The organism is Moorella glycerini (assembly GCF_009735625.1).
Classification (GTDB): Bacteria; Bacillota; DSM-521; order Neomoorellales; family Neomoorellaceae; genus Neomoorella; species Neomoorella glycerini.
In genome coordinates this window covers 2,530,024-2,552,676 of sequence record NZ_CP046244.1, presented here as the reverse complement: position 1 = coordinate 2,552,676, position 22,653 = coordinate 2,530,024, and the positions used below count along the sequence as shown (strand labels likewise).

The window sequence follows — 22,653 nt, the reverse complement described above, 5'->3', positions numbered from 1 at the left end:
ACAGGAGGTTAAACAGGGGGTCAGAGGCTGCGCTTCTCTTCGATAATTGCCAGCCTTGCGTTGGAAATAAAAATTATGTCCGGCTGGTAGGTTTCTTGATACTCGTCCACTTTTCCCTGATACCTGGCAATAACTTGCCAAAACAACCGGTAAAAATTAAAACTCCCTGCCCTGTAAGGACAAGGAGTTATACTCGTGGTATACTGTGCTTTGCTCACGAAAACAGCCTGCTTATTCAGGGTTTGAACCTGGCGCCGTTTTAACAGTGAGAAGCATTTTACAGAAAGCATCAGTACATTGCCGCAAATGACTTTCGACAAGGTAACGTGCTCTGGTCGCTTCCTTTTCTTCTATAGCCCGTAATATTTCGCCATGTTCTTGCACTGATAATTCCATTCTCTGGGAAAGAAAATCAATGCTTGCTGCAAAGTAACCCGTTGTAGCCCAGAAATTTTTTATCAGTTCTTCCAGCCGGGGCATTTGGGATAGCTGTACTATCTTTAAGTGAAAAGCTCTGTTACTAGCAGCATAGGCCACTCTATCATTACTGCTGACACAGGCGATACTATTATTAAAAATTCTTCTTAATTCCCCAATTTCCTTTTTGTTGGCATGAACTGTAGCCATTTCAGCAGCAAAACCTTCCAGAATAGCTCGTATTAAAAAATCCTCCCTGGCTTCTTGGGGGTCCGGATATTTAAATACACATCCCACCTGGGGAATAATATCCACTACCTTTTCCTGTTCAAGTTTTTTTAAAGCCAAAGTAATCGGTGTCCTGCTTATACCTAATTTACGGGAAAGTTCATAAGCCGAAAACTTTTGCCCGGGTTTTATTACACCGCTCAAAAGAAATTCCTTAATCTTATTATATGCCAGTTCACTACGATTATCTGCCATGGTTAAATATTTGTTACCCCTTTCCTTCTTATTCCTGCATGGTTCAACCCACCCTTAAATATAAAATACATTAAAGAGTGCCTCCTTAACAAGAAATTTTTTTACGGTGCCCCAAAAAGCAGCTAAAAGGATTGACAAATAATTTTATCTAGCTTAGAATTTAACTAACATGCTAGCATGTCATTTTTACTATTGGAGGGGATAGCCATGGGGTTAAAGTTCTCCGCCCAGGATGTTCGTGGTATCTACAATATTATTCCAACTCCAGCCACTCCTAATGCCCATCATATTGATGCAGACGATACAGTAAATTATGAGGCAACATATAAGCTCGTTAATATGTTGATCGATGAGGGTGTAGATGCTATTCTTACCAATGGAACCTTCGGCGAGGGAGCTACTCTAACAGAAAAGGAACATATCGCTTTTGTAGCCAAAGTTATAGAAACGGCCGGAGGTAGGGTGCCTGTTTTTGCCGGGGCCACAACTTTAAACACCCGGGATACTATACGTCGCGGGAAGCTCTTTAGGGAGATGGGAGCCACAGGTTTGTTTCTTGGCAGACCTATGTGGTGTGAATGCGATGATAATACTATTGTGGGGTTCTACAGTGATATTGCTACGGCCCTTCCTGATACACCTTTAATCATTTACGATAACCCTGAGGCTTTTAAGGGAAAACTCTCGCCACGGGTTTACAGCAGGCTGGCTGGTATACCCAATATTATAGCTTCTAAATATATTGCTATAGGGCCTCAGTATCTGGATGATGTAGAAGCATGCGGCGATAGTATTCGACTGTTACCTTTAGATTCAGACTGGTATTATGCCAGGAAATGGGTGGGAGAAAAAGCCCCGGCCTGCTGGACCGGCAGCGGGAATTGTGGGATGGCTGTTCTCCGGGCCTTAAAAAAGGCTATCGAATCCGGTGATGATGCATATGCTCTCGAAATTACGCGAGATATAAGATATACCTATAAAACGCTTTTCCCTCACGGCAGTTTCAAACTCTTTTCACTATATAACATACCGTTGGAAAAGGCTAGATTTGATGCTGCCGGGCTGGTAGAAGCCGGCCCCGCAAGGCCGCCATATCATCATGTCCCCCAAGATTACCTGGAAGGGGCCAGGGAAGCCGGCCGTAGATGGGCTGAGATCAATAAAAAGTACTCTGGTTAATGAACTTTGATGTGTCTCTTAGCGCTTGCGTTACAACTGAGAAATACTGCGCGTCTTTGTTTTCAATAAATTTACCTGCCCGGGAATAACCCCGGGCAGGTGAACCCCTTAATTTGCCGGATGAGTAACGCTAGTTCCTGGCTAAAAAATAAATTAATTAAGGAAGGGAAAAACAATGTTTAAAATAGAAAAAGGCGAAGGTCTAACTGCTTCTTTGCTCCAGTTAAGCAAATATACAACTCCCTCCGTCATTGGTGCTGCAATAGCTGCCGTACTATTTGGCGAAGGGCCTATCTTTATTCTTTTAAAGGCTGCTGCTGAAGCCGGGCTTCCCAATAATATAGCTATATCCTGGCTGGCTGTTTGCTTTCTGGTGGGAGGCCTTTTTACGATCTTGATGTCACTGTATTATCGCCAGCCCATTTACGTGGCCTTTTCCATTCCCGCCATTGTACTCATTGGCAACGCCCTCACTCGTTATCCCTTAAACGATGTCCTGGGCGCAATTCTTATCGCTGGTTTAATAGTTTTAGTTATCGGCATCTCCGGCTTATTTAAAATGGCAATAAAATATGTACCTATGCCAATTATTCAAGGTATGATCGCCGGCACCCTTGTTAGCTATGGCATTGCCATTATAGGGGCCCTTCCTAAAGCTCCGGTAGTCGCCGGGTCTACTTTACTTGCCTTTTTATTATTGAGCATCTATCCGGTAGTAGCGCAAAAGTTCCCACCGGTATTAGGGGCATTAATAATTGGCTTCATTGTGGCTATAACAGCCGGAAGTGTTGACTTGCAAGCAATATCTTTTAATATATCCACCCTGGTATTTGTCGCTCCTGCCTTTAATATCAAAGCAATTCTAGAGCTAACTTTGCCCTTAGCCATCCTTTCCATCGGCTTCGGTAACGTGCAGGCCCTGGGGATACTTTCTTCACAGGGTTACGTTCCCCCAACTAATGCTTTTGTAGCTGTAAGTGGCCTGGGTTCTATTATTAACGCTCTTTTTGGTGGACATAACGCTGTCATCGCCGGACCAAGCATAGCTATATGTGCGGCATCAGAAGTAGGACCTCAAGAAGGGCGGTATGCGGCTACGTTTATAAGTGGCATCTTGTCGATCATCCTGGCGCTGCTGGCGCCATTAGCCATCACTTTTACGCGGGCTGTCCCGGGACCATTTATTGATGTCCTGGCCGGTGTGGCAATGATCTCCGTTTTAAGCAATACTTTTGCCCAGGCCTTTGGAGGAAGTTTTAGGCTGGGAGCCCTGTTTTCCTTGCTTGTAAGCATGAGCAGGATTACCATATGGAATATTGGTGCTCCTTTTTGGGCCTTGATTGCCGGAACTATTATTTCTCTGCTTTTGGAAAACAAAGATTACAGGAATATGCTGGCAGCTATAAAAAAATAGCCCTTTTTAACGCCAGGGTCCTGCGCGGGCCCTGGCGTTTGTTGTCATCCATCAAAGGTTGTTTGTTTCTTTTCTCGCCTGGGTAAAAAATTCTACTCATGACAAGAATGCCCCTAGAACAAAAAGGGCACCCGTTTTTCAGGTGCCCTCTCCCATGGGAAGATATTGTTCCCCATCAAGGAAGGCCTATGACCACAAAAATCAGCCAGGAAAGGACTGTCCCTACAAATATCATGGCAATACCCCATAGCAGGAGTTGTTTAAAGAAAGTATTCCGGTCCATATTCTTTACTGAAGCCAACAACATGGCACCCTGGATCGACAGGGGACTCGTGTCCACCACGCTGGAGGCAATTACCAGGGAGGACACTGCTCCGGCGGCATTACCGCCCCCCACCGCCGCCAGAACCGCCGGGACCATGGGTATGAGTGCCGCCAGGACAGCACCTGTGGCCGAGTAGAGGGAAATCACCCCGCCCGCCCCGGCCAGTAACAGGGGTGCCGTAAGGGGCGTGGCCACCTGGCCGATGCCTCTAGCTATGAGGTCAATAGCCCCGACTTTGGCCATCAACCCCACCAGGGTTAAAATACCCGCGATCATGATAATTGTAGGCCAGGCCATCTGTTCCACAGCTTTACGTTCTTCTTTGGGGGCCAGCAAGGTCAGGATCACACCAATGGTAAAAGCGCTGAAACCTACATGATATTTGAAGCCCAGGCCCATGACAAAGAGCGCCGCAATACCCGCCAGAGTGGCCTGTTGCTGGAAAGTCAGGGGTTGCTCCGAACCCGTTTCCATTAAGGCCTTTAACTTATCGCTCATGACTTCTTCCCGCGACCGGCGGATCAGCTTAAGGCCACCAAAGAGGAGGTAAACAGCTACGGCGATGAGGATATTGAATACCAGGGAATTTAGAAATAATGTCCACGACAAATCGGGCAGGCCGGCTTTAGCCACGGCACCGTTGGCAATCACTCCCATGGGACTCACCGGAGAGTAGGAGCCTCCGTGGCTGCCATGGACCAGCATCACCCCTACCAGCAAGGGGCTGATGCCTGCTTCCGCCGTCACCTGCATGGCAATCGGCGCCAGCAGGGTGGTGGTTACCGCCGGGCCGGCCCCGATGGCGCTAATAAAAATGGCAATCAGGTGGAAAATCCAGGGTATTAAAGCCACATTGCCCCTTATCAGTTTAAGGCACGCCGACGTTATCCGGCTCATGGTACCGTTGATTTGGGCAATGGCGAACATATAAGAAACGCCGCCCAGGAGGATAAAGAGGTCGGTAGGAAATCCCGCCAGTACTTCCACCAGCTTAAGTTTACCAATGACAATGCCGATGATAAAGGTAAAGGCAAAGGCTAAGGTCCCTACATTTATTGGAACGAAGGCGCAAATAACAAATACCAGTACCAGGGCTATCAGCGACATTACCGCTATTGACATTAACAGTCCCTCCTTTCATTGTAAAGCAGGCAATTATCATTAAAAAACAACTTTTAACAAACGACTTCATCGAGGCAGCTAATTTTGGTAACCGCTGCGGGTGGTAGGTGGCACTCCCGTCCACCACCCGCAGCTTTATCTTATTTGACAACTGGCCGGTTACAGTTTTTTCGAATATTTCTCCTGTAATTGTTGCCAGCGCCGGCCACATTCCCGGGCGCTCTCCAGGACATCGGGCGGCATGATATGATAGGGAGGTAAGGCCGGCCCGGCTTTAATATAGCCGGCCGCATCAAACCTGGCCTTTTGGATGCCGATATTATAAATATTGAATATGACAAAGCTCCCCCGGGGCAAGAATTTCTCATAAGCCCAGTTGATTTCGTCGGTTATCTGCTTGGCCGTCTCCCAATCCCCGGTGTTCAGGGCTTTCTTGAGGGCTACGACGGGTGCCGGGCCAGCGGAAACACCACTGGACCAGCAGGCATCCATTTCTTCGGGATACCATTTGGCGGCATAATACCAGTCACAATCATGGGGCAAAAGTTTAATGTTCCCCTTCACCGCCCGCATATCAGCCACCAGAGTATCGCTGGCGATGCCGGCCAGGACGCTGCGATACTTGGAAGCCACCACCTGCGGGATTTTAGCTAGTTCCGCATAAACCCTGGTAGGGATTTTCCCTTTGAAGGCTTCCGGGTTATCATAGACAAGAATGTTCATATCCGGCAAAGCCTCGGCCACATCCTTATAGAACTGGACAATCATCTCCTCCGACATCTGGCACCACATGGGGCGTCCCAGGAAAAGCCCTTCGGCGCCGAGATCGCGGAAATAACGCGCCCGTTCGATGGTATCCCGGGTGTTAAGGGTAGTGGCCCCCAGGAATACCGGGATGCGCCCTGCAACTGTTTCTACTACGGTGGCGCTGAACTTCTTGAGCTCTTCCCAGGTAAGGGTAGCCGCCTCGCCAAAGGTACCGTTAACCAGGAGCATGTCGACGCCGTCCCTGACCAGGCTATCGGCACCACGGGCGGCCTCATCCAGATCAACTACATCCCGGCTGCTCCAGCTATTAGCCCCTTCCTTCACTGGCGTAGGCATAATGGCGACGATACCTTTAATATCTTTGGCGGTTAACTTGGGTAATTTAGCCATCTATTGATCATCCTTTCTTGTAATTATTATTTAATTGTTTTATACTTTCCCCCTTCTTCCGCCCTGCCAGTTCGCGTACAATTCTCCGGCCCGCTCACCTCCTTAAAATTAAGCGGGAAATATTTTTATCCACCTCTCACCTCCTGCCATCATAATTTACATTTTAACTTTTATCTTTTATAATTAATTGAACTTCTTTCTATTGGGAAAAACTATATGTTCCAGAAAAATGCAGACCAGCATGCTAACAATGGTTCCGTTGCTAGCCAAATAGCTGATCCATACCGGCAGGGCTTTGAAGGTATTGGCAGGTAAAAACATTATCCCTGTCCCGGCAAGGATGGCAATGCCTACCACAAATGTTTCCCTATCCGTAAATTTTACCCGCGCATATTCCTGGAGCCCGAAAATAAACAGGGTACAGGCCGTAACCAGCATGGCGGCATTGCTGACCGGGCCAGGGATACTGGCTAGGATCATGCCGATAGCCGGCTGAAAGCCAAGGAAAATGAGCAGGCCGCACGCCAGGATAAAGGGCAACCTGTCCGTCATACCGGTTACTCTGGCGAAGCCGGCCGAAGTGGCGGTGGGCACCGAGCCTACTGTCGCCCCTAGCCCGGCCAGGATATTAGCAACGCCATTAAAAAAGACACCGCGATTATGTACCTGATTATTGACTTTCACGCCGGTAACCTCGCCCATGGCCACTATACTGGCCACTACATTGGGTATAAGAACCACGCCGGCAATGACACAGGTTAAAACCATCCCCCCATCAAAGGCCGGCTTTCCCCAGGTCAGCAGCCGGGGTACCGCCAGGCTGGTAAAATCGATCCCCCGCGGCAGATCTGCATAACCCGCAAGCGCCATCCCCAGCCAGCCGGCTACAATCCCTGCCAGGACGCTTAAACTTTTTATCAGCCGGTTTCCCTTTAAAGATAGAAAGGTTATAATGCCTATCACAGCCAGCGAAGTAATAATGGCCACAGGGCTCAAGGGCTGGCCCAGGAAACCAACACCGATGACGCCTTTAATTATGCTACCGCTTAATTGCAAGGCCACCATCACCAGCACCGACCCTGTAACTACCGGCGTAAAAAGCTTCATGATCCTGCTTGTCAGGCCCGTCAAGCTCATCAAGGCAAGGACCGCGCCGGAAATAATCAAACCCATTTCCAGACTGCCGCGTAAAAGTTCCGGCGCGTAACCCCTGACTGCAGCCGCATTACCCATGCCGATAATCAGCGCCCACCATAAGGCGGCCGGGCCTTCAAAGATGGGCATTTTATGACCCGTGGTAACCTGGAGGAGGGAAGCCAGGCCGGTAAAAAAGAACAAACGCTGGGAGAGGGAGGCCATTCCCGGCCGATCGAGGCCAATTGCCGGACCTATCACCGTTGGTACCATTACAATCCACATGCTGTCAAAGACCAACCACTCCAGGGCTTGCAGAAGAACGCCGGTATATTTCTTTATAGCTGCGTCCGGTTGTCTTGCGTCGTCGGGGAAGGATTTTTTCTCCCAAACAGGTAAATCTTCTAACATATTCTTAGGCAATCTTATAACACTTCCTCTATTCTCTTTATTATAATTTGCGAAACACGATACCAGCGGTTACCTTTTAGTTCGCATCTTTCCCTAAAGGTTACGCAAACCTGCCAGGTCCTCGCCGAAGAAGTCCCTTATTTCGGCAAAACGATCCAATATATTCCACAGGTAGGCTTCATGAAGAATATAGTCCCGCACCAGGCGAATTATGCCCAGGCTCTGGGTCCAAAAGGCATGGAGCTCTCCCTCACCCAGGGCCGCCATGAGGGCGCTTTTAGTATCGGCCACTACCATCAGCTGTTGCCCTCGCTCGCTGCGGATATGGCCTAACGCCCGGTGCTTGATCAGCTTGCCATACGCAAAAGAATTTACATCAAAACCCACGAGAACAATCTCTACCCCTCTCTGGTGGGCAAGCTCCAGGGCCGGGGCCAGCCGGTCTAACTCCGGCTGCCAGGAAAGGAGATAGATTTTTTGTTGCGCTTCGGCGCAAAAGCTGGCGGCCCTGTCAATTATGTCCTCATACTTATGCAAATTCCATACATATTCCCTCGGCCCGCCCTGTTTCTTCAATTCCGCCAGGCCCATGGACAGTTCATCAAGCAACCGCGAATATTTATCCTTTTTCTGGCCGATAAATTCTTCCGGATCCATAGGGGCATAGTACGTGGGTTCCACATGTGTCTGGCTGATCATTCCTTTTTCTATCAGCCGGGCCAGGACTTCATATATCTTGGCCTGGGGTATGCCGGTGTTTTTAGCCAGCTCATAGCCTGTTTCTGGATGGTTCCTCAGCAGGCCCAAGTAGGCTCTGGCTTCATAGGTAGAAAGGCCCACCTCGTTTAGTGCGGCCACAAGATTATCTATTTCCATCTTTATCGCGCTCCGTTTCGTCGTCAGGCATAACTACCGCGGTAGTTATGATTGTAAAAAGATATTCTACATGATTTTTTGTTTTCCTGCCGGCTCGATAATTTTTTTTAGGGATTAACCCCCACTTGAGGAATACAAAAAGCCCCAGAAATCTATCGGCCAGGGATCCTCCACTGTCGAACACAAAAATTTAATCTTTTTATTAATTCAAGAAGGAATATCTCTTTTAATGCAGAATTATAATAACAACCACTCTAGTAGTTACTAAAAGCCTTATCCTGCGGCAGCAACCGTCCAGGCACCCGCGGACTGGGCTGGAAAGGAGCCATCTATGGCGGCAGCTAACATCAACGCAAAGATGAAAATGCCAGGAGTTGGAGGCATTAATCAGAAACTGACGCCGCCAGTTTCAACCATAAAACCCACCTCCCACTTCTCACCTCGCACAACCATATATTTAGGAGGGTTCTATAAATAATATGGAAGGCTATGCAGGCCGCATAGGTCGGGTAAACTTAAGCAACCGTTCCTGTTCCATTGAGCCATTAAATTACGAAGACGCCCGCCTGTTCTACGGGGGGCGAGGGCTGGGCGCCAAAATGTTATTCGATGAACTACAGCCGGGCGTGGATCCCCTAAGCCCGGGGAATAAGATTATTCTTATGACCGGCCCCCTGACCGGGACACCGGTGACGGCGGCCAACCGCTATGTAATTATTACCAAATCGCCCCAGACCGGCCTATTCCTGGACTCGTACGCCGGTGGCTGGTTCGGGCCCGAACTGAAATTTGCCGGTTTCGATGCCCTGGTGATCGAGGGGGTATCCCCCCACCCGGTTTATCTCCTGGTTGAAGACAACCGTCTCAGTATCCGGCCGGCCGGCCATCTCTGGGGGAAAAGGGCTTATGAAACCGAAACGGCGATTAAAAAAGAGCTGGGCGACGAAGACACCAGGGTGGCGGTAATCGGTCCTGCGGGCGAGAACCTGGCGAACCTGGCCATCGTCCAGAACGATTACTTTCATCAGGCCGGCCGGGGCGGCGCCGGGGCTGTGTTCGGCTCCAAAAGGCTGAAAGGCATAGCTGTCAAGGGGACCGGCGGCATTAAAATCAACAATCCCGCCCGGCTCGTGGCTTATTTAGCCGGGCCGGTGGAAAACAAATTTTCAGGTACCGGCGGAGGATTGCTGGGTTCAGTCGCCGACCGGATGAAGTACGGTACGCCCTTTACTTTAAACATCACCAATGCCATCGGCATTCTTCCCACCCGCAACTTTTTTTACGGCCAGTACGACCGGGCCGAAGAGATTAACGCCGAAGCCTTCCGCCGCAAAGTAGTTGTTGCCGATAAGAGCTGCTATGCCTGCAGCATGGCCTGCACAAAATTCAGCCGGGCCAGGACCGGCCCCTATAAGGGCGCTGAAGTGGGTGGTCCTGAGTACGAAACGAACGCGCTCTTCGGGGCCAACATTGACAACCCTTCCCTGGAAGCCATTGTTTATTTAAACCGCCTTTGTGACGACTTGGGCCTGGATACCGTAGGGGCCGGGAATGTAGTCGGTTTTACCATGGAGTGCTACGCGCGGGGGTTAATCACCAGCAATGACCTCGGGTTTACATTAAATTTCGGTGATGTGGCCGCCGTAGCTGAACTCCTTGAGATGATGGCCTACCGGAAAGGACTGGGTGACATCCTCGCACAAGGGGTACGTACTGCTGCCCGCTATTTTGGCCAAAATAGCGAAACCTTCGCCATGCACATTAAAGGCCTGGAGTACCCCGCCTATCGCCCCGGCCCTGTTTCTCCGGGGTTTGGCCTTGCCTATGCCATTGCTGAACGGGGAGCCTGCCACCGGAGGGCATGGCCGGCCCTGGCCGAACAGCAGCTCCCCCCTTTTTCTACGGCCGGGAGGGCTCAACTGGTGAAAATGCTGTATGATCAAAGAATCCCCTGGCACTGTGGCGTTAACTGTGACATTGGCGTCCAGGTTCCGGGGCTGGGTTTCGCGGAAGCAGCGGAAATGTATTCAGCGGTTACCGGTAGGGAAGTTACGCCGGCAGATATGCAATTACTGGCCGATCGAGTTGCCACTATCTGCCGTTGTTTCAACCTGCGCGAGGGGGCTACCAGGAAAGATGATACCCTAGCGCCGCGCAGCTTTATGCCGGAGGAAATAGGCCCCGGTAAGGGTAAGAGCCTCAGCAAAGATATGTTAGATACCATGCTTGATGAATATTATGCCCTGCGGGGATGGGACCGGGAAGGCGTCCCCACCGGGGAAACATTAGTAAAACTTTCGTTAGATGCTGTTGCAGAAAAAATGGCACAACTGGGTTTTAAACCTGCCCGGGGGATTAATCAGGGGATTAAAGGAGAGGAATACCGTGGTGCGCAAATTAATGGTAGATAGTTCTATCTGTACAGGGTGCCAGTACTGCGAGATTATCTGCTCCCTGCACCACAGCAAAGCGGGAGAGGTTAATCCCAAAAAGGCCAGGATAAAAATTGTCAGCGATATTTTACATGGCAAAGACAAACCTGTAGTATGCCGGCAATGCCAGCAGCCGGTGTGCCTGGCGGCCTGCAAATTTAAAGCTATCTATATAGATACCAAGCTAGGTATTGCCCTGGTCGATACCGCCAGGTGTACCGGGTGCGGTACCTGCGTGGAATCCTGTCCCTTTGGCGCCATGTTTTTCGATCCAGTAGAAAATGTCGCCCTCAAGTGTGACCTTTGTGGCGGCGAGCCTCAGTGTGTCCGTTTCTGTCGTACCTTCCCCCATACAGGATATCCGGCCCTGGCTTATGTTGAACCCCGTCAATGGGCTACCCGCAAACAGGGAACCGTCAGGCCAGGTGAACCATACCATGATACGGATTAAAGTAACGGCCGCCGGCCATCTCCCCATCCTTATTGCCGGTAGCGAAGGTGAAGAGGAAGTACCTGAAGGCTGCACCCTGCGCGACTTCATTCTCCGGCGGACTGGGCTGCCACCGGCCGGCACCCTGGCGGCCATTGGTGCCGGCCAGACCTGCCAGCATCCCCGGGTCATAATCATGTTAAACGGCCTTCGGGTTCCACCCGACGGGCTAGATATAAGGCTTCGCGACGGGGATGCCATCGCCCTGCTCCCCCTTGACCTGGTCGGCGGTTAGATGGGCACCACTCATATGCTTTCCGCTAAGTGTAAAACTCATATATTGGCTTGTCCCAATTATCAAAGCCCATAAATGGAGTATCAATATTTGCATCCAGCCTCCTGATGGCTGGTGGGAGGAGTAATTTGCTTTTGAAGGAGAAAGGAATTGTTGCCCTGTACGCCCTGCAATGGCTTGTCTATCATATCGGCATAATTATCTCGGCCCCGATAGTGGTGGGTAACGCTTTGGGACTAAATCCTGCGGAAATCGGTAAGCTGAGCCAGTTGACTTTCTTCTTGACCGGCATTGCCAGCTTAATTCAAATAAGGTTTGGCCACGGGGGATTGCTTATCGAAGGTCCGGCGGCTCCCTGGTGGGCTGCCTGTGTAATTTTGGCGGGAATAGCAAAGGAAATGGGGAGACCCCTGGCAAGCGTCCGGACAGATATTGAAGGGGCGATGATTGTTGCCGGCCTGACCCTCGCTGTACTTGGGTGGATTGGCCTGATTAAATGGGCGCGTTCTTTGTTTACCAACCGCGTCACCGGGATACTTTTAATGTTGCTGGGTTTACAGATCGGCGGCGTGGGGATTAAAGGCCTGGCCGGCGGCGGGCTAAAGCTCCTTATAATTGGTCTTTTGGTACTGCTGATGGTAATCTACCTTACCCTTCATGGCAGGGGGCTGCTTAAAAACAGTGCCATTATATTGAGCGTAGCTTTTGGCTGGCTGCTAAGTTTTTTGGCAGGTGAAGTTATCCTGCCGGGTGGTACCACATGGTTTTCCCTGCCGCCCTTATTTCCCTGGGGGCCACCTAGCTTTGAAATTGGAAGCGTAGTTTCATTCCTTTTGCTTGGCCTTTTACTGATTCCCAATGTTGTCGGCAGTATTGCAGCCCTGGAAGCTGCCACAGGTGAACGTTTACCGCTGAAAAAATACGACCGTGGGCTGGCCGTGAGCGGTACGGCCAATTTTTTGGCAGGCGTTTTTGGCGGAATAGGTACTATACCTTTCGCCATATCCGCCGGTTTAATCTCGTTTTCGGGAAATAAGTCGCCAAAGCCCTTTATACTTTCCTGTGTTATATTTATAGCCATGGGGTTGTTTCCCCCTCTAGGTGCCCTGGCCGGGAGTGTGCCCCAACCTGTTGCGGCAGCAATACTGCTGGTATCAGGCTGCTCCCTGGCAATGATCGGTTTGCAGGATATGGGACGCGAAGAGATTACTTTACGTGAGAATTTTATTATCGGCCTGAGCCTGCTTTCTGGCATCGGCGTCATGCTCCTGCCTCCCTCGCAGTGGGAGCAGATTCCGGGGTGGGCGGCAGGCGTATTGAGCAACGGCGTAATTGTAGGTGTCCTTGGAAGTATACTCCTTGAACATGTAGTTTTGAGGAAACCCCGGCAAAGCGTTTCACAATCTGTTACAGGCAAAGTTGGCCATAATTAGCAATTATCTCAAATATGGCTATGGATGGATATGTGCTGAAGGATGCCGGCGAACATGTGCTTGTATCCGCTGTTGAAATGGCGCTCAAACTTTATGCAGCCAGCGCCGACATTAAGATGTACCAGCGGATATTTGAGGATTCATTGACGGAGGTCTATCTTTTTTCACCCTGAAACCTTAAAGTTCATTGCTGTAAACCGCGGTGCCAGGGAAAATTTGGGTTATATAATGGAAGAACTGAGCGCCATGACACCCCTTGACCTCGAGCCCGAACTTGACCTGCAAAGTTTCAGGGCACTGCTCGAACCTCTGGTCAGGGGGACGCAGGAACAGATCCTGTTTAACACGGTACACCGGCGGAAAGACGGCTCCAGGAACCTGCTGCTCTTTCAAATGCTTTCGTGTTTTCATTGTTAGAATCCTCGTTATCTAGTAGATGGCGTAATTTTTTCCGTTCCGCGGGAGGGAGTCTTTTAATCGCCTTATAAATTTTTTCTATGGCCATAACTTACCACCCTGCCTGGGTATTTTTCCCCCTTGAAAGCCCATTCGGCTTCATCCCAGGCTTCCCACGCCTTTTCCATCTTGGTCCGGGCAAACAATTTTTTCAGTTCCATATCACTCATAGAACATTAATCCCTTCCCGGCTTATATTCTGGTAAAAAGGCCCCGCCCGAAACAAGGGGGATTGAAATTCCTCGAGATCATATACCAGGGCGATTACCGGGATCTCTTCCTTCAGGCTAATTTCGTAGGCTTCGTCGATGATGGTTTCACGGATTTTCTTGTCAAGCTTTTCAGTAACCACCAGTACATCAATATCTGATCCATGTTCATAATCCCCCCTGGCCTGGGAACCGAATAAGATGACTGATTTCACAGGGAGGTTTCTCTTCCTCAAAGTATCTACGTATAACTTAACAATATCTAAAGCTTTCTTATTTGGAGACATAAAATCATCGCCTCCAGGAAAAACTATGTTTGCCTTACACAATTCTTCCTTATACAGAATTTACCATTCCTAAATTTTATAGTACCATATACCATAGTAAAAAGCAACTAGCATAGTTTTCAATAATGGCTTTTTCAAACCACCAATATAAATCCATAATCATAACGGGATGCCTATTTTTTGATGGATTTATAAAAGTAAATTTCCCTGCCAGACGCGAACAAACCCCCTCATAGATTAGGGTGATTAAAGCATTGGTTTCGATATAGGCAATAGCACATTTCCTGGCCGCCATATAGTGTCTTTTCTGTTTGCCACCGCCAGGGGGTGGATAAAGGGTACGAAAAAAGCCACCTTTTTCCCTTACTAACTTATACAGCTTTTTACTATCAAAACCACAAAGAGCAAATGCGGGCGACCCGCCGATACATTGCCTACAGGAACCGGCATAAGACTGATGAAAAGATTCTCAAAGAACAGCGAAAGATACGGGTTGCCTAATATGTGGTATTTATTTCTAATATGATGTATGTCTTTTCTGGGGCGGCACTAGCTCCAGGTTATCAAACAAGGCCATTTGGTATAAGAACCAGAATTCCACCGCATGATTAAAAAGGTGCAGGTCCAAACCGGTCATCTTTTTGATCTTGGTTAAGCGGTACATAAGGGTGTTGCGGTGAATAAACAGGGCTTCCGCAGCCCGGCTAGCGTTAAGGTTTTCTTTACAAAAGATTTTAGCCGTATGTAGCAGTTCTGCCTCCAGGGCTCGATAATCCCGTCCTTTGCCAAAAACTTCAATGATGGTGCTCCGGATCTCCTTCGGTATTAAGCTGATTATTCTGGCCACGCCTAGTTCATCAATATGGTGGACCTTCTTATCATTATGCAGCCGCCTGCCCAGGCTAATAGCTTCCAGGGCTTCCCTAAAGCTCTGGCTGATTCCTGTAACCCCGCTCTTGATTCCGCCAATACCTATGGTGGCATCCAGTTCAAATCGGTTCTGAAGCTCCTGGACTATTTTCTGGGCATAATCATTGATCTCGGACTGCAGACTGTACTGGTCGCCGGTAGCTGCCGGACGTAATATAGCAAAGTGCTGGCGACCGATAAAAGATATGATCTCTCCGTATCTGTCGGTCCGTAATAACTGCAGGACCTCATCTTTCAGTAGGGAACTAAAAATTTCCGTGGATAAGGTATCCTTGGGGAATTTATACTTCTCCAGGGTCTTTTCTGCCAGATTGTTTACTTCCACCACCAACACGGCCCAGGGAATATCTATATTGTAACCTAGAGCCAGAGCCTCCCGCCTTATAAGTCTCTCCAGGCTGGGGTTGCCTTTATAGTCGCTATATACCAGATCCCGGACAAAGCTCTCCTGAGTCCGATTTTCCATCATCTTCTTGGTACTTTTAAAAGACTGATGGAGTACCATTTCGGTCATCGCCTTGGCCAGGCGGGCGATGGGGCGGGCTAGGTCGGGTTTACCTGAGGTAGCAATTACACCAACAATGGTGGCATTAAAGAAAACCGGCAAATACAGGGTAACCTGGTCCTCTGGGCCCCCACCTTCAACTTCTAAAGGATCGGCACGCTTTATAACCATGATGGCTTTTTGGTCATAAGCGTTCATTTTAGCGGGGCTAGTAGTGCCGATGATTAAGCCTTGGGCGTTGATAAAATCTATACCTACGTTGCTTAAAACGCTGGCAAAACGCTCAACAATTGCCTGGGCAATTTCCCTGGTTATTTGCATTTTGATTGCCACCCCTCATTGGCCTATTGGAAACCGCCCCAAAATAAGAATTCTAGTATACCTTGCCTGCTCGCTGCTAAACTGGTCTGAAAGGAATTCTTTAGGCCAGGCTAAACCCTGGTGATGGTACCTTCCCAGGTACCGATCCTGGTGTTTTCCATCTTGGCATCAAACCATCTTGAGGTAACGCATTTGGCTTCAGTATAGAAGGCTACTCCATCCTTCCCCAGAACGTGGAGGTCCCCAAAGAAGGAATTTTTGTGCCCGGCAAAGGGAAAAACCGCTATAGGCACTGGGATACCCACATTGACGCCCACCATTCCGGCCTGGGTCCGGCGGACGAATTCCCGGGCATAGTACCCGCTCTGGGTAAAAATGGTGGCCCCGTTGCCAAAGGGATTGGCGTTCATCAAACTTAAGCCCTCCTCAAAATCCCGGACTCGCTTAATACAAGTGACGGGACCGAAGACCTCATAATCCCCGATGCTCATTCCCGGTTTAACATGGTCAAATATAGTTGGCCCAATGAAATAGCCCCCTTCAAAGCCTTTAATCACTACGTTTCGCCCGTCCAGGATAAGCAGAGCCCCTTCTTCTATTCCTTTAGCAATCCAGTTAAAAATAAATTCTTTGTGCTCGGCCGAAACCACCGGGCCTAATTCGGTCTCCGGGTCATAGGCACAGCCTATCTTTCTTTCCCGGGCAAATTTCACCAGGTAGGAAACAAATTCATCGGCTACTACTTCTTCCACCACTACTACCGGCAGAGCCATGCACCTTTGGCCGGCGCAACCGAAGGTAGCGTTTACTATTACCCGGGCGGAATTCTCCAGGTCGGCATCTCGTAGGACCAGGCCATGATTCTTGGCTTCGCACAGGGCCTGCACCCTCTTCCCGTAGGCCGAAGCGGTGGCGTAAACATGCCGGCCTACGCTGGTGGAACCCACGAAGGAAACACCCCTAACATCCGGGTGCTTGAGAAGGATGTCTACCTCGTTACGACCGCAGGTAATCAGGTTAACTACCCCCCGCGGTAGCCCCACCTCATGTAATAACTCCAGCATCCGCATAGCCGTTAGGGGCGTAAGGCTGGCTGCTTTAAGGACAAAAGTATTCCCGGTGGTAATGCATAGGGGGAGCATCCATCCAAAGGGGATCATGGCAGGAAAGTTAAATGGAACTATACCGGCAAACACCCCCAGGGGCTCCCGGTACATAACCGTATCAAAACCCTGGGACACGTTCATCAAAGAATCGCCCTGCATTAAAATGGGGCAAGCACAGGCCAGTTGCACACCTTCAATGGCCTTCAGCACATCTCCCCGGGATTCGTCCAGGTTTTTCCCTAATTCTGTGGCCACCAGCAACGTGAGTTCCTCTAAGTGAGCTTCCAGGGCCACTTTGAACCGAAACATGATCTCTGCTCTTTCGGTCACAGGTGTTGATGACCACGCCGGGAAGGCGGCCCGAGCCGCCTCCACCGCTTCGTTAACCTCCTCCGCTGTACACCGTGGGACTTCTGCAATTATTTCACCCGTGCTGGAGTTAGTGACCGGCATATATTGGGTGGTCTTTGATTGTTTCCATTCCCCGTTGACACAATATCCTAACCTTTTTACTTCTACCATAGGCGGTTTCCTCCCGGAGAATAGTGCAGCTTTCACCCTGCCAGCCGAGGGTATTACTGCCTGGTCTTGATTTCCGTCTGGGCCAGCTTTTCATAGAATTTGGCCAATGCCCCGTGATCCTCATCCCCATGTCCGTCCACCTTCATGGCGTGCATCATTTCCAGGACGCTGGATGTAAGGGGCATGGGTACTCCCAGCTGGTGGCTTGTTTCCAGAACGTTGGTTAAGTCTTTAATATGCAGATTGATACGGAAACCCGGGTCAAACTTGCGGTTCATGACCAGCGGCGCCTTGGCATCCAGCACCTTGCTGCCGGCCAGCCCTCCTTTGATAGCTTCATACAGCACTGCAGGTTCCAGGCCGGCTTTGCAAGCCAGAGTAAAGGCTTCGGCCATGGCGGCAATGTTTATGGCAACGATGATCTGGTTGGCCAGCTTGGCAAGGTTGCCAAAACCAATGGGGCCCACTCGCACTACAGAAGAACCCATGGCCCGGAGTATATCATAGCAGGCCTGGAAATCTTCTTCCGGGCCCCCGACCATAATGGAAAGGGTGCCCTGTATAGCCGCGGGCTCTCCCCCGCTGACGGGGGCATCCAGCATCCGGACGCCTTTAGCCTGCGCTATCTTAGCTATTTCCATGGTGACCAGGGGTGCTATAGAGCTCATATCAATAATAATGGAGCCGGGCCTGGCCCCTTCCAAAACCCCGTTGGGGCCGAGGACTACCTCTTTAACTTCCGGTGAGTTAGGTAGCATAGTTATTATAACTTCCGATTTCTCGGCCACTTCCCTGTTGGATTGGGCCGGCTGGGCTCCCGCCGCCACCACTTCTTCCATTTTCGAGGCGGTCCGGTTATAAACTACCAGCCGGTAACCGGCCCTGAGCAAATTCTTGGCCATGGGCTTCCCCATGATACCCAGACCAATAAAGCCTATATCTTTCATCGGCGTCTCCTCCTAAGCAGCATCGAGAGATACGTTAACAAATTTCTTTTAATAATAATTTCTCCCTCGAGGGATTTAAGTCCTTCTTTTTCACCTACCAGCCCCTGGTGCTCAAAGTTCCGGCCAGGCTGTAGTAGCCTTTGGCCGCAGCCAATAGTTCATCCACCTCAATATACTCATCGCTAACATGGGCCTGGCTTTCCCGGCCGGGTCCGAACCCGACGGTGGGTATCCCCAGGTTCCCCATCGACCCGCTGCCGTTGGTGCAAAAACGGTAGGTTCCAAGGGGAGACTGCAGGCTTGCCTTGAAGAGGGCTTCCCGGGCTGCGGCCACTAGGGGGTGCCCCTTATCAATACACCAGGCCGGGGCAAATTTTAGGCCCCTTAAAGCCCTGCCGGTGTAAGTAGTAATATCCAGGGGAGCCAGCATGGCTTCGGCCTCAAGTTCCGGATCTTCAAGCCGGCTTGCGGAAATTATGGCTTGAAGGGGCGCCAGGACCTGGTCCGGTTCTTCCCCCACCAGCAGACGCCTATCGTAGGTTGCACGACAGCCCTGGGGAACTACCGAGGCTCCCGGGTAGGGCGACGAGATGATGTCCGTCAGTTCCATTATGGCCGGGCCCAGAAGGGGATCCATGGGAAGCTCCAGGTGACGGACGGCCTCTACCAGGGGCAGCATTTTATATACGGCATTTACACCGACTTCTGGGTTGGCGGAATGGGCCGGCCGGCCCCGGGTTTCGAGAATGATTTCCGCCCTGCCGCGCTGGCCAAAGTTGAGGTTTAGGCCGGTGGCTTCGCCGATAACCACTGCGGCCGGGCGTATTTTTTTTAAAATATGGCTCAAAGCAACTCCTTCAGCCACTTCTTCCACCACAGTACCGGTTACGTAGAGATCTCCGCCCCTATTTACGCCATCCTGGGCCAGGAAACCTATGGCACACACCATGGCGGCTAAGGCTCCCTTCATGTCGGCAGCTCCCCGGCCGTAGATTCTGCCGTCAACCAGTCGGCCCTGGAAGGGTGGGTGTTGCCAGGCCCCGGGCTCGGCTACATCCACCGTGTCCAGGTGGCCATCGAAGAGGATGGCAGGGCCCTGCCCCCGGCCTGCCACGCGACCTATCACATTGCCCAGCTCATCGATCCAGGTCTCGGTATAGCCTAAAGAAACCATCTCCTGCTGAACCAGGGAAGCGATATTCTTTTCCTGGCCGGTTATACTGGGGGCCTGAATCAAGCGGCGACAAAAGTCGATAATGCGCCTTTCCCTTTCAGTAGTTAACGTTTCAAAGCACCTCCCGCAAGCCTTAAGGTTTCCAGCCCAGTCTTGATGGTAACGTCAATGCCCTGGCCAAAGGCCGTCTTGGCCTCTCCGCATCGCTCCGCGTTCATGGTCAGGGCCGCCTGACAAACAATGGCCAGGTCCACCTTCTCTTTCAAAGTCATCTTCACCCCTGCCGACTACGAGGTCCAGTTATCCCCTTCTTCTCACCCATAAGTTCTTTTATTTTTTCTCGGGTGGCCGGAAGAGAATTAATCCTAACTCCAACAGCATTGTATATGGCGTTAATAATGGCCGGAGCCGTAGGATTAAGGGGCAATTCTCCCATGCCTTTGGCGCCATAGGGGCCGAAGGGATGGTAATCGTCCACCACTAGGACCTCTATTTCCGGCGTCTGGGTAATTTTAGGGAGTCTAAGCTTGGCCAGGGTGTTGGTTTCCACCTGGCCCCCCTTCAGGCGGAATTCCTCCGACAGGGCATATCCCAAGCCCATCATCACGGCCCCTTCGATCTGGCCTTCCACGGCCAGGGGATTGATGGGACGGCCCACGTCGTGGGCGGCAATAACTTTAAGGACCTCAACCTCCCCCGTTTCTTCATCAACCTCCACCACGGCCGCCTGAGTCCCAAAACAGTAAGCAAAATGCAGACGGTACTCCTCGAAATCGAATTCCTCATTATCGCAGCGTTCTTTAAGGGGGTAGGTCCGGGGAGCGATGTAGAAATACTCGGCCCTGAGTGCCTGGCCCCGCTCTTGAGCTAAAGCTGCAATTTCCTGAAGAGTTAAGGATATTCTCTGGGTGTTGCCCAACATCTCTACCCCGCCATTCTTGAGGGTCAGTTTTTCAGCCGGATAACCTATCTCTTGGGAGACAAACTCCAGCAAAGCCGACCGGAAGCGACCCCCGGCTATGCGCACGGCGTTGCCGGACACAAAGGTCTGCCGGGAGGCGGTAGTAACGCCGCCGTCCAGGGTCTGGTGGGTGTCGCTGGCCAGGACCCTGATGGCGCTAAAGGGCACACCAGTGGCCTCGGCGGCAATTTGGGCCATGGCCGTGTCCGATCCCTGGCCCGTATCTACACAGCCCACCTTCACCAGCAATTCCCCCGCGGTGGTGAGCTCCAGGATGGCGCCGGCGCCGTCGACCATACCGGACCCGAGCCCCACGTTCTTGACTGCCGCAGCAATACCGATGCCCCTCTTCCGGCCCGGCCGGGGCTGAGGTAAATCTTCCTTTGAGAGAGCTTCCTTGACCTTGGCCAGGGTTTCTTTAAACCCTACGCTGTGGTCCAGGATCTGGCCGGTCAACGTCTTTTTACCCACGTCCCACCCGTTGAGTTCGCGCAACGTAAAGGGATCCAGGCCCAGGGCCTCGGCCAGGCGGTCCATCATGACTTCCATGGCAAAGGTCGGCTGCGTGCTGCCGAAGCCGCGCATGGCGCCCCCCGGTGGATGGTTGGTATAAACAGCAAAGGCATCAACCTTGGCATGAGGGATCTCGTAGGGTCCCCCCGCAAAAGCCGCTGAACGGAAAAGTACCGCCTCCCCCGCTGAGGCGTAGGCCCCGGTGTCGCCTATAATCCTGGCTTCCAGGACCGTCAGCTTGCCCTGCCGGGTGGCGCCCAACCTATAGTGGAGGTATTCAGCATGGCGTTTAGTAGAGACGGCAATGGATTCCTCCCGGGTCATTACCATGCGCACCGGGCGGCCGGTAACCCAGGCTCCCAGGGCACACAGGATCTGTACTGTCGGCTCTTCCCGACCACCAAAGGCTCCTCCTGCCGGCCGGTATATCACCCTCACCTTTTCTTCCGGCAGGTTCAAGGTAGCGCAGATGTCCTTCTGGAAGGCAAAGGAGCTCTGGCTTGGGCACCAGACGGTGAGTACGCCGTCCTCCCCTACCCTGGCCAGGGCGGCTTCGGGTTCCAGGTAGCCATGCTCAATGAAAGGAACGTAGTAATCCCCCTCCAGCACCACATCGGCCTGGGCAAACCCGGTCTCGATATTGCCCTTGCGTACTTTGATGTGGGCCAGCACGTTACCTCCTTCATGCAGGTCCGGGGCGTGTTCCTCCAGGGCCCGGAAGGGAGAGTCTATTACTTCCAAGGGGCGATATTCCACTTTGATAAGTTTTAAGGCCTCCTCTACTTCCTCGGAAGTCTCCCCCAGGACCAGGGCTACCGGGTCACCTACATAGCGCACCCGATCTTCCGCCAGTACGGGCTGATGGGGAGTAATAAGGCCAAATGTTTTGCGGCCCGGTATGTCGGCCGCCGTCAGCACGGCTTTGATGCCGGGAGCCCGGCGGGCAGCCGATACGTCGATGGACAGGATCTCCGCATGGGGATAAGGGCTCCGCAGGGCGCGGCCTTCCAGCGCTCCCTCCAGGCGGAAGTCATCGGTGTAGAGGGGCTCGCCCTTCACTTTGGCCAGGCCGTCCACCCTGGGCACGGACCTGCCCACCACGTCGGATTCCTGGGGAAAAGCCAGCGACACAGCAGTCCGGCCGGACAAGGCGGCTGCCGCCATGCGCACCGCCTTAATGATTTTGACATATCCGGTGCAGCGGCAAAGGTTGTGCTTTAAAGCTTCCTTGATTTCGTGCTCACTGGGGTCGGGGTTCCGATCCAGCAGAGCTTTAGCCGCCATGATCATGCCGGGTGTACAAAAGCCGCATTGCACAGCTCCCGCCGCCAAAAAGGCTTCTTGCAGGGGGTGGAGATGACCGTTTGGCGCCAGGCCTTCGATGGTTTCCACTACCGTACCGTCCATCCTGGCCATGGGCAAGAGGCAGGAACGCCGGGCCTGGCCGTTGACTATCACCGTGCAGGCCCCGCAGTGACCCCGGGCGCAGCCGTTCTTGGCTCCCACCAGGCCCAGCTGGGTGCGCAAGAATTCCAAAAGGGTCATTTGGGGTTTAACCTCGGCCACTACTTCCTGGCCGTTAACAGTAAGGCGTACTGCTATCTTGTTCATGA

Annotated in this window: 18 protein-coding genes and 1 pseudogene; 7 read left to right on the top strand and 12 right to left on the bottom strand. The window is 51.5% G+C overall.

Going from position 1 to position 22,653, the window contains the following annotated elements:
* Positions 1-231: 231 nt before the first annotated feature.
* Positions 232-900, bottom strand: coding sequence for a GntR family transcriptional regulator (locus MGLY_RS12660; RefSeq protein WP_156274372.1), 669 nt, complete (start codon positions 898-900; stop codon positions 232-234).
* Between the two features lie 177 nt (positions 901-1,077).
* Between MGLY_RS12660 and MGLY_RS12655 the strand changes: the two genes are divergently transcribed.
* Complete coding sequence (locus tag MGLY_RS12655) at positions 1,078-2,079, top strand: dihydrodipicolinate synthase family protein (protein WP_211661878.1); 1,002 nt, start codon at positions 1,078-1,080, stop codon at positions 2,077-2,079.
* A gap of 175 nt (positions 2,080-2,254) precedes the next feature.
* Positions 2,255-3,493, top strand: a complete 1,239-nt coding sequence (locus MGLY_RS12650; RefSeq protein ID WP_156274371.1) for a benzoate/H(+) symporter BenE family transporter — start codon at positions 2,255-2,257, stop codon at positions 3,491-3,493.
* A 175-nt stretch (positions 3,494-3,668) separates the two neighbouring features.
* Here MGLY_RS12650 and MGLY_RS12645 read toward each other — a convergent pair whose 3' ends face one another.
* The 4 genes from MGLY_RS12645 to MGLY_RS12630 all read right to left on the bottom strand — a co-directional run bounded on the left by MGLY_RS12645 (position 3,669) and on the right by MGLY_RS12630 (position 8,519).
* Complete coding sequence (locus MGLY_RS12645; RefSeq protein WP_156274370.1) at positions 3,669-4,940, bottom strand: SLC13 family permease; 1,272 nt, start codon at positions 4,938-4,940, stop codon at positions 3,669-3,671.
* 159 nt (positions 4,941-5,099) lie between these two features.
* Positions 5,100-6,098, bottom strand: a complete 999-nt coding sequence (locus tag MGLY_RS12640) for a dihydrodipicolinate synthase family protein (RefSeq protein WP_156274369.1) — start codon at positions 6,096-6,098, stop codon at positions 5,100-5,102.
* Between the two features lie 183 nt (positions 6,099-6,281).
* Positions 6,282-7,655, bottom strand: coding sequence for a purine/pyrimidine permease (locus MGLY_RS12635; RefSeq protein WP_156274368.1), 1,374 nt, complete (start codon positions 7,653-7,655; stop codon positions 6,282-6,284).
* A gap of 81 nt (positions 7,656-7,736) precedes the next feature.
* Entirely contained in the window at positions 7,737-8,519 is a 783-nt protein-coding gene (locus tag MGLY_RS12630; protein ID WP_156274366.1) for a TrmB family transcriptional regulator, read from the bottom strand.
* 479 nt (positions 8,520-8,998) lie between these two features.
* Between MGLY_RS12630 and MGLY_RS12625 the strand changes: the two genes are divergently transcribed.
* The 5 genes and pseudogenes from MGLY_RS12625 to MGLY_RS18845 all read left to right on the top strand — a co-directional run.
* The gene (locus tag MGLY_RS12625; RefSeq protein WP_156274364.1) at positions 8,999-10,930 is read left to right on the top strand and encodes an aldehyde ferredoxin oxidoreductase family protein; all 1,932 of its coding nucleotides are present in this window, start codon (positions 8,999-9,001) and stop codon (positions 10,928-10,930) included.
* The gene (locus tag MGLY_RS12620; protein WP_170291064.1) at positions 10,905-11,402 is read left to right on the top strand and encodes a 4Fe-4S dicluster domain-containing protein; all 498 of its coding nucleotides are present in this window, start codon (positions 10,905-10,907) and stop codon (positions 11,400-11,402) included. The genes MGLY_RS12625 and MGLY_RS12620 overlap by 26 nt, the downstream gene beginning before the upstream one ends.
* Positions 11,389-11,676, top strand: a complete 288-nt coding sequence (locus MGLY_RS17830; protein ID WP_170291063.1) for a MoaD/ThiS family protein — start codon at positions 11,389-11,391, stop codon at positions 11,674-11,676. The genes MGLY_RS12620 and MGLY_RS17830 overlap by 14 nt, the downstream gene beginning before the upstream one ends.
* 134 nt (positions 11,677-11,810) lie before the next feature.
* The gene (locus MGLY_RS12610; RefSeq protein WP_170291062.1) at positions 11,811-13,109 is read left to right on the top strand and encodes a uracil-xanthine permease family protein; all 1,299 of its coding nucleotides are present in this window, start codon (positions 11,811-11,813) and stop codon (positions 13,107-13,109) included.
* A gap of 125 nt (positions 13,110-13,234) precedes the next feature.
* Positions 13,235-13,481, top strand: a pseudogene (locus tag MGLY_RS18845) (PAS domain S-box protein); the annotation flags it as partial.
* 250 nt (positions 13,482-13,731) lie between these two features.
* On the opposite strand, the gene MGLY_RS12600 reads toward MGLY_RS18845, so the two are convergent.
* The 7 genes from MGLY_RS12600 to MGLY_RS12565 form a co-directional block, all read right to left on the bottom strand.
* A complete protein-coding gene (locus tag MGLY_RS12600) occupies positions 13,732-14,061 on the bottom strand; it encodes a nucleotidyltransferase domain-containing protein (protein WP_156274355.1) in 330 nt (109 codons plus the stop codon).
* 517 nt (positions 14,062-14,578) lie between these two features.
* On the bottom strand, positions 14,579-15,817 hold the full coding sequence (locus tag MGLY_RS12590; protein WP_156274351.1) for a sugar diacid recognition domain-containing protein: 1,239 nt from the start codon (positions 15,815-15,817) through the stop codon (positions 14,579-14,581).
* Positions 15,818-15,927: 110 nt separating this feature from the next.
* A complete protein-coding gene (locus tag MGLY_RS12585; protein WP_156274349.1) occupies positions 15,928-17,445 on the bottom strand; it encodes a CoA-acylating methylmalonate-semialdehyde dehydrogenase in 1,518 nt (505 codons plus the stop codon).
* 53 nt (positions 17,446-17,498) lie between these two features.
* Entirely contained in the window at positions 17,499-18,392 is an 894-nt protein-coding gene (garR, locus tag MGLY_RS12580; protein WP_156274347.1) for a 2-hydroxy-3-oxopropionate reductase, read from the bottom strand.
* Between the two features lie 94 nt (positions 18,393-18,486).
* On the bottom strand, positions 18,487-19,629 hold the full coding sequence (locus tag MGLY_RS12575) for a YgeY family selenium metabolism-linked hydrolase (protein ID WP_246187326.1): 1,143 nt from the start codon (positions 19,627-19,629) through the stop codon (positions 18,487-18,489).
* Between the two features lie 41 nt (positions 19,630-19,670).
* Complete coding sequence (locus MGLY_RS12570; RefSeq protein ID WP_156274343.1) at positions 19,671-19,844, bottom strand: hypothetical protein; 174 nt, start codon at positions 19,842-19,844, stop codon at positions 19,671-19,673.
* On the bottom strand, positions 19,841-22,651 hold the full coding sequence (locus MGLY_RS12565; RefSeq protein ID WP_156274341.1) for a molybdopterin-dependent oxidoreductase: 2,811 nt from the start codon (positions 22,649-22,651) through the stop codon (positions 19,841-19,843). The genes MGLY_RS12570 and MGLY_RS12565 overlap by 4 nt, the downstream gene beginning before the upstream one ends.
* Between the last annotated feature and the right edge of the window lie 2 nt (positions 22,652-22,653).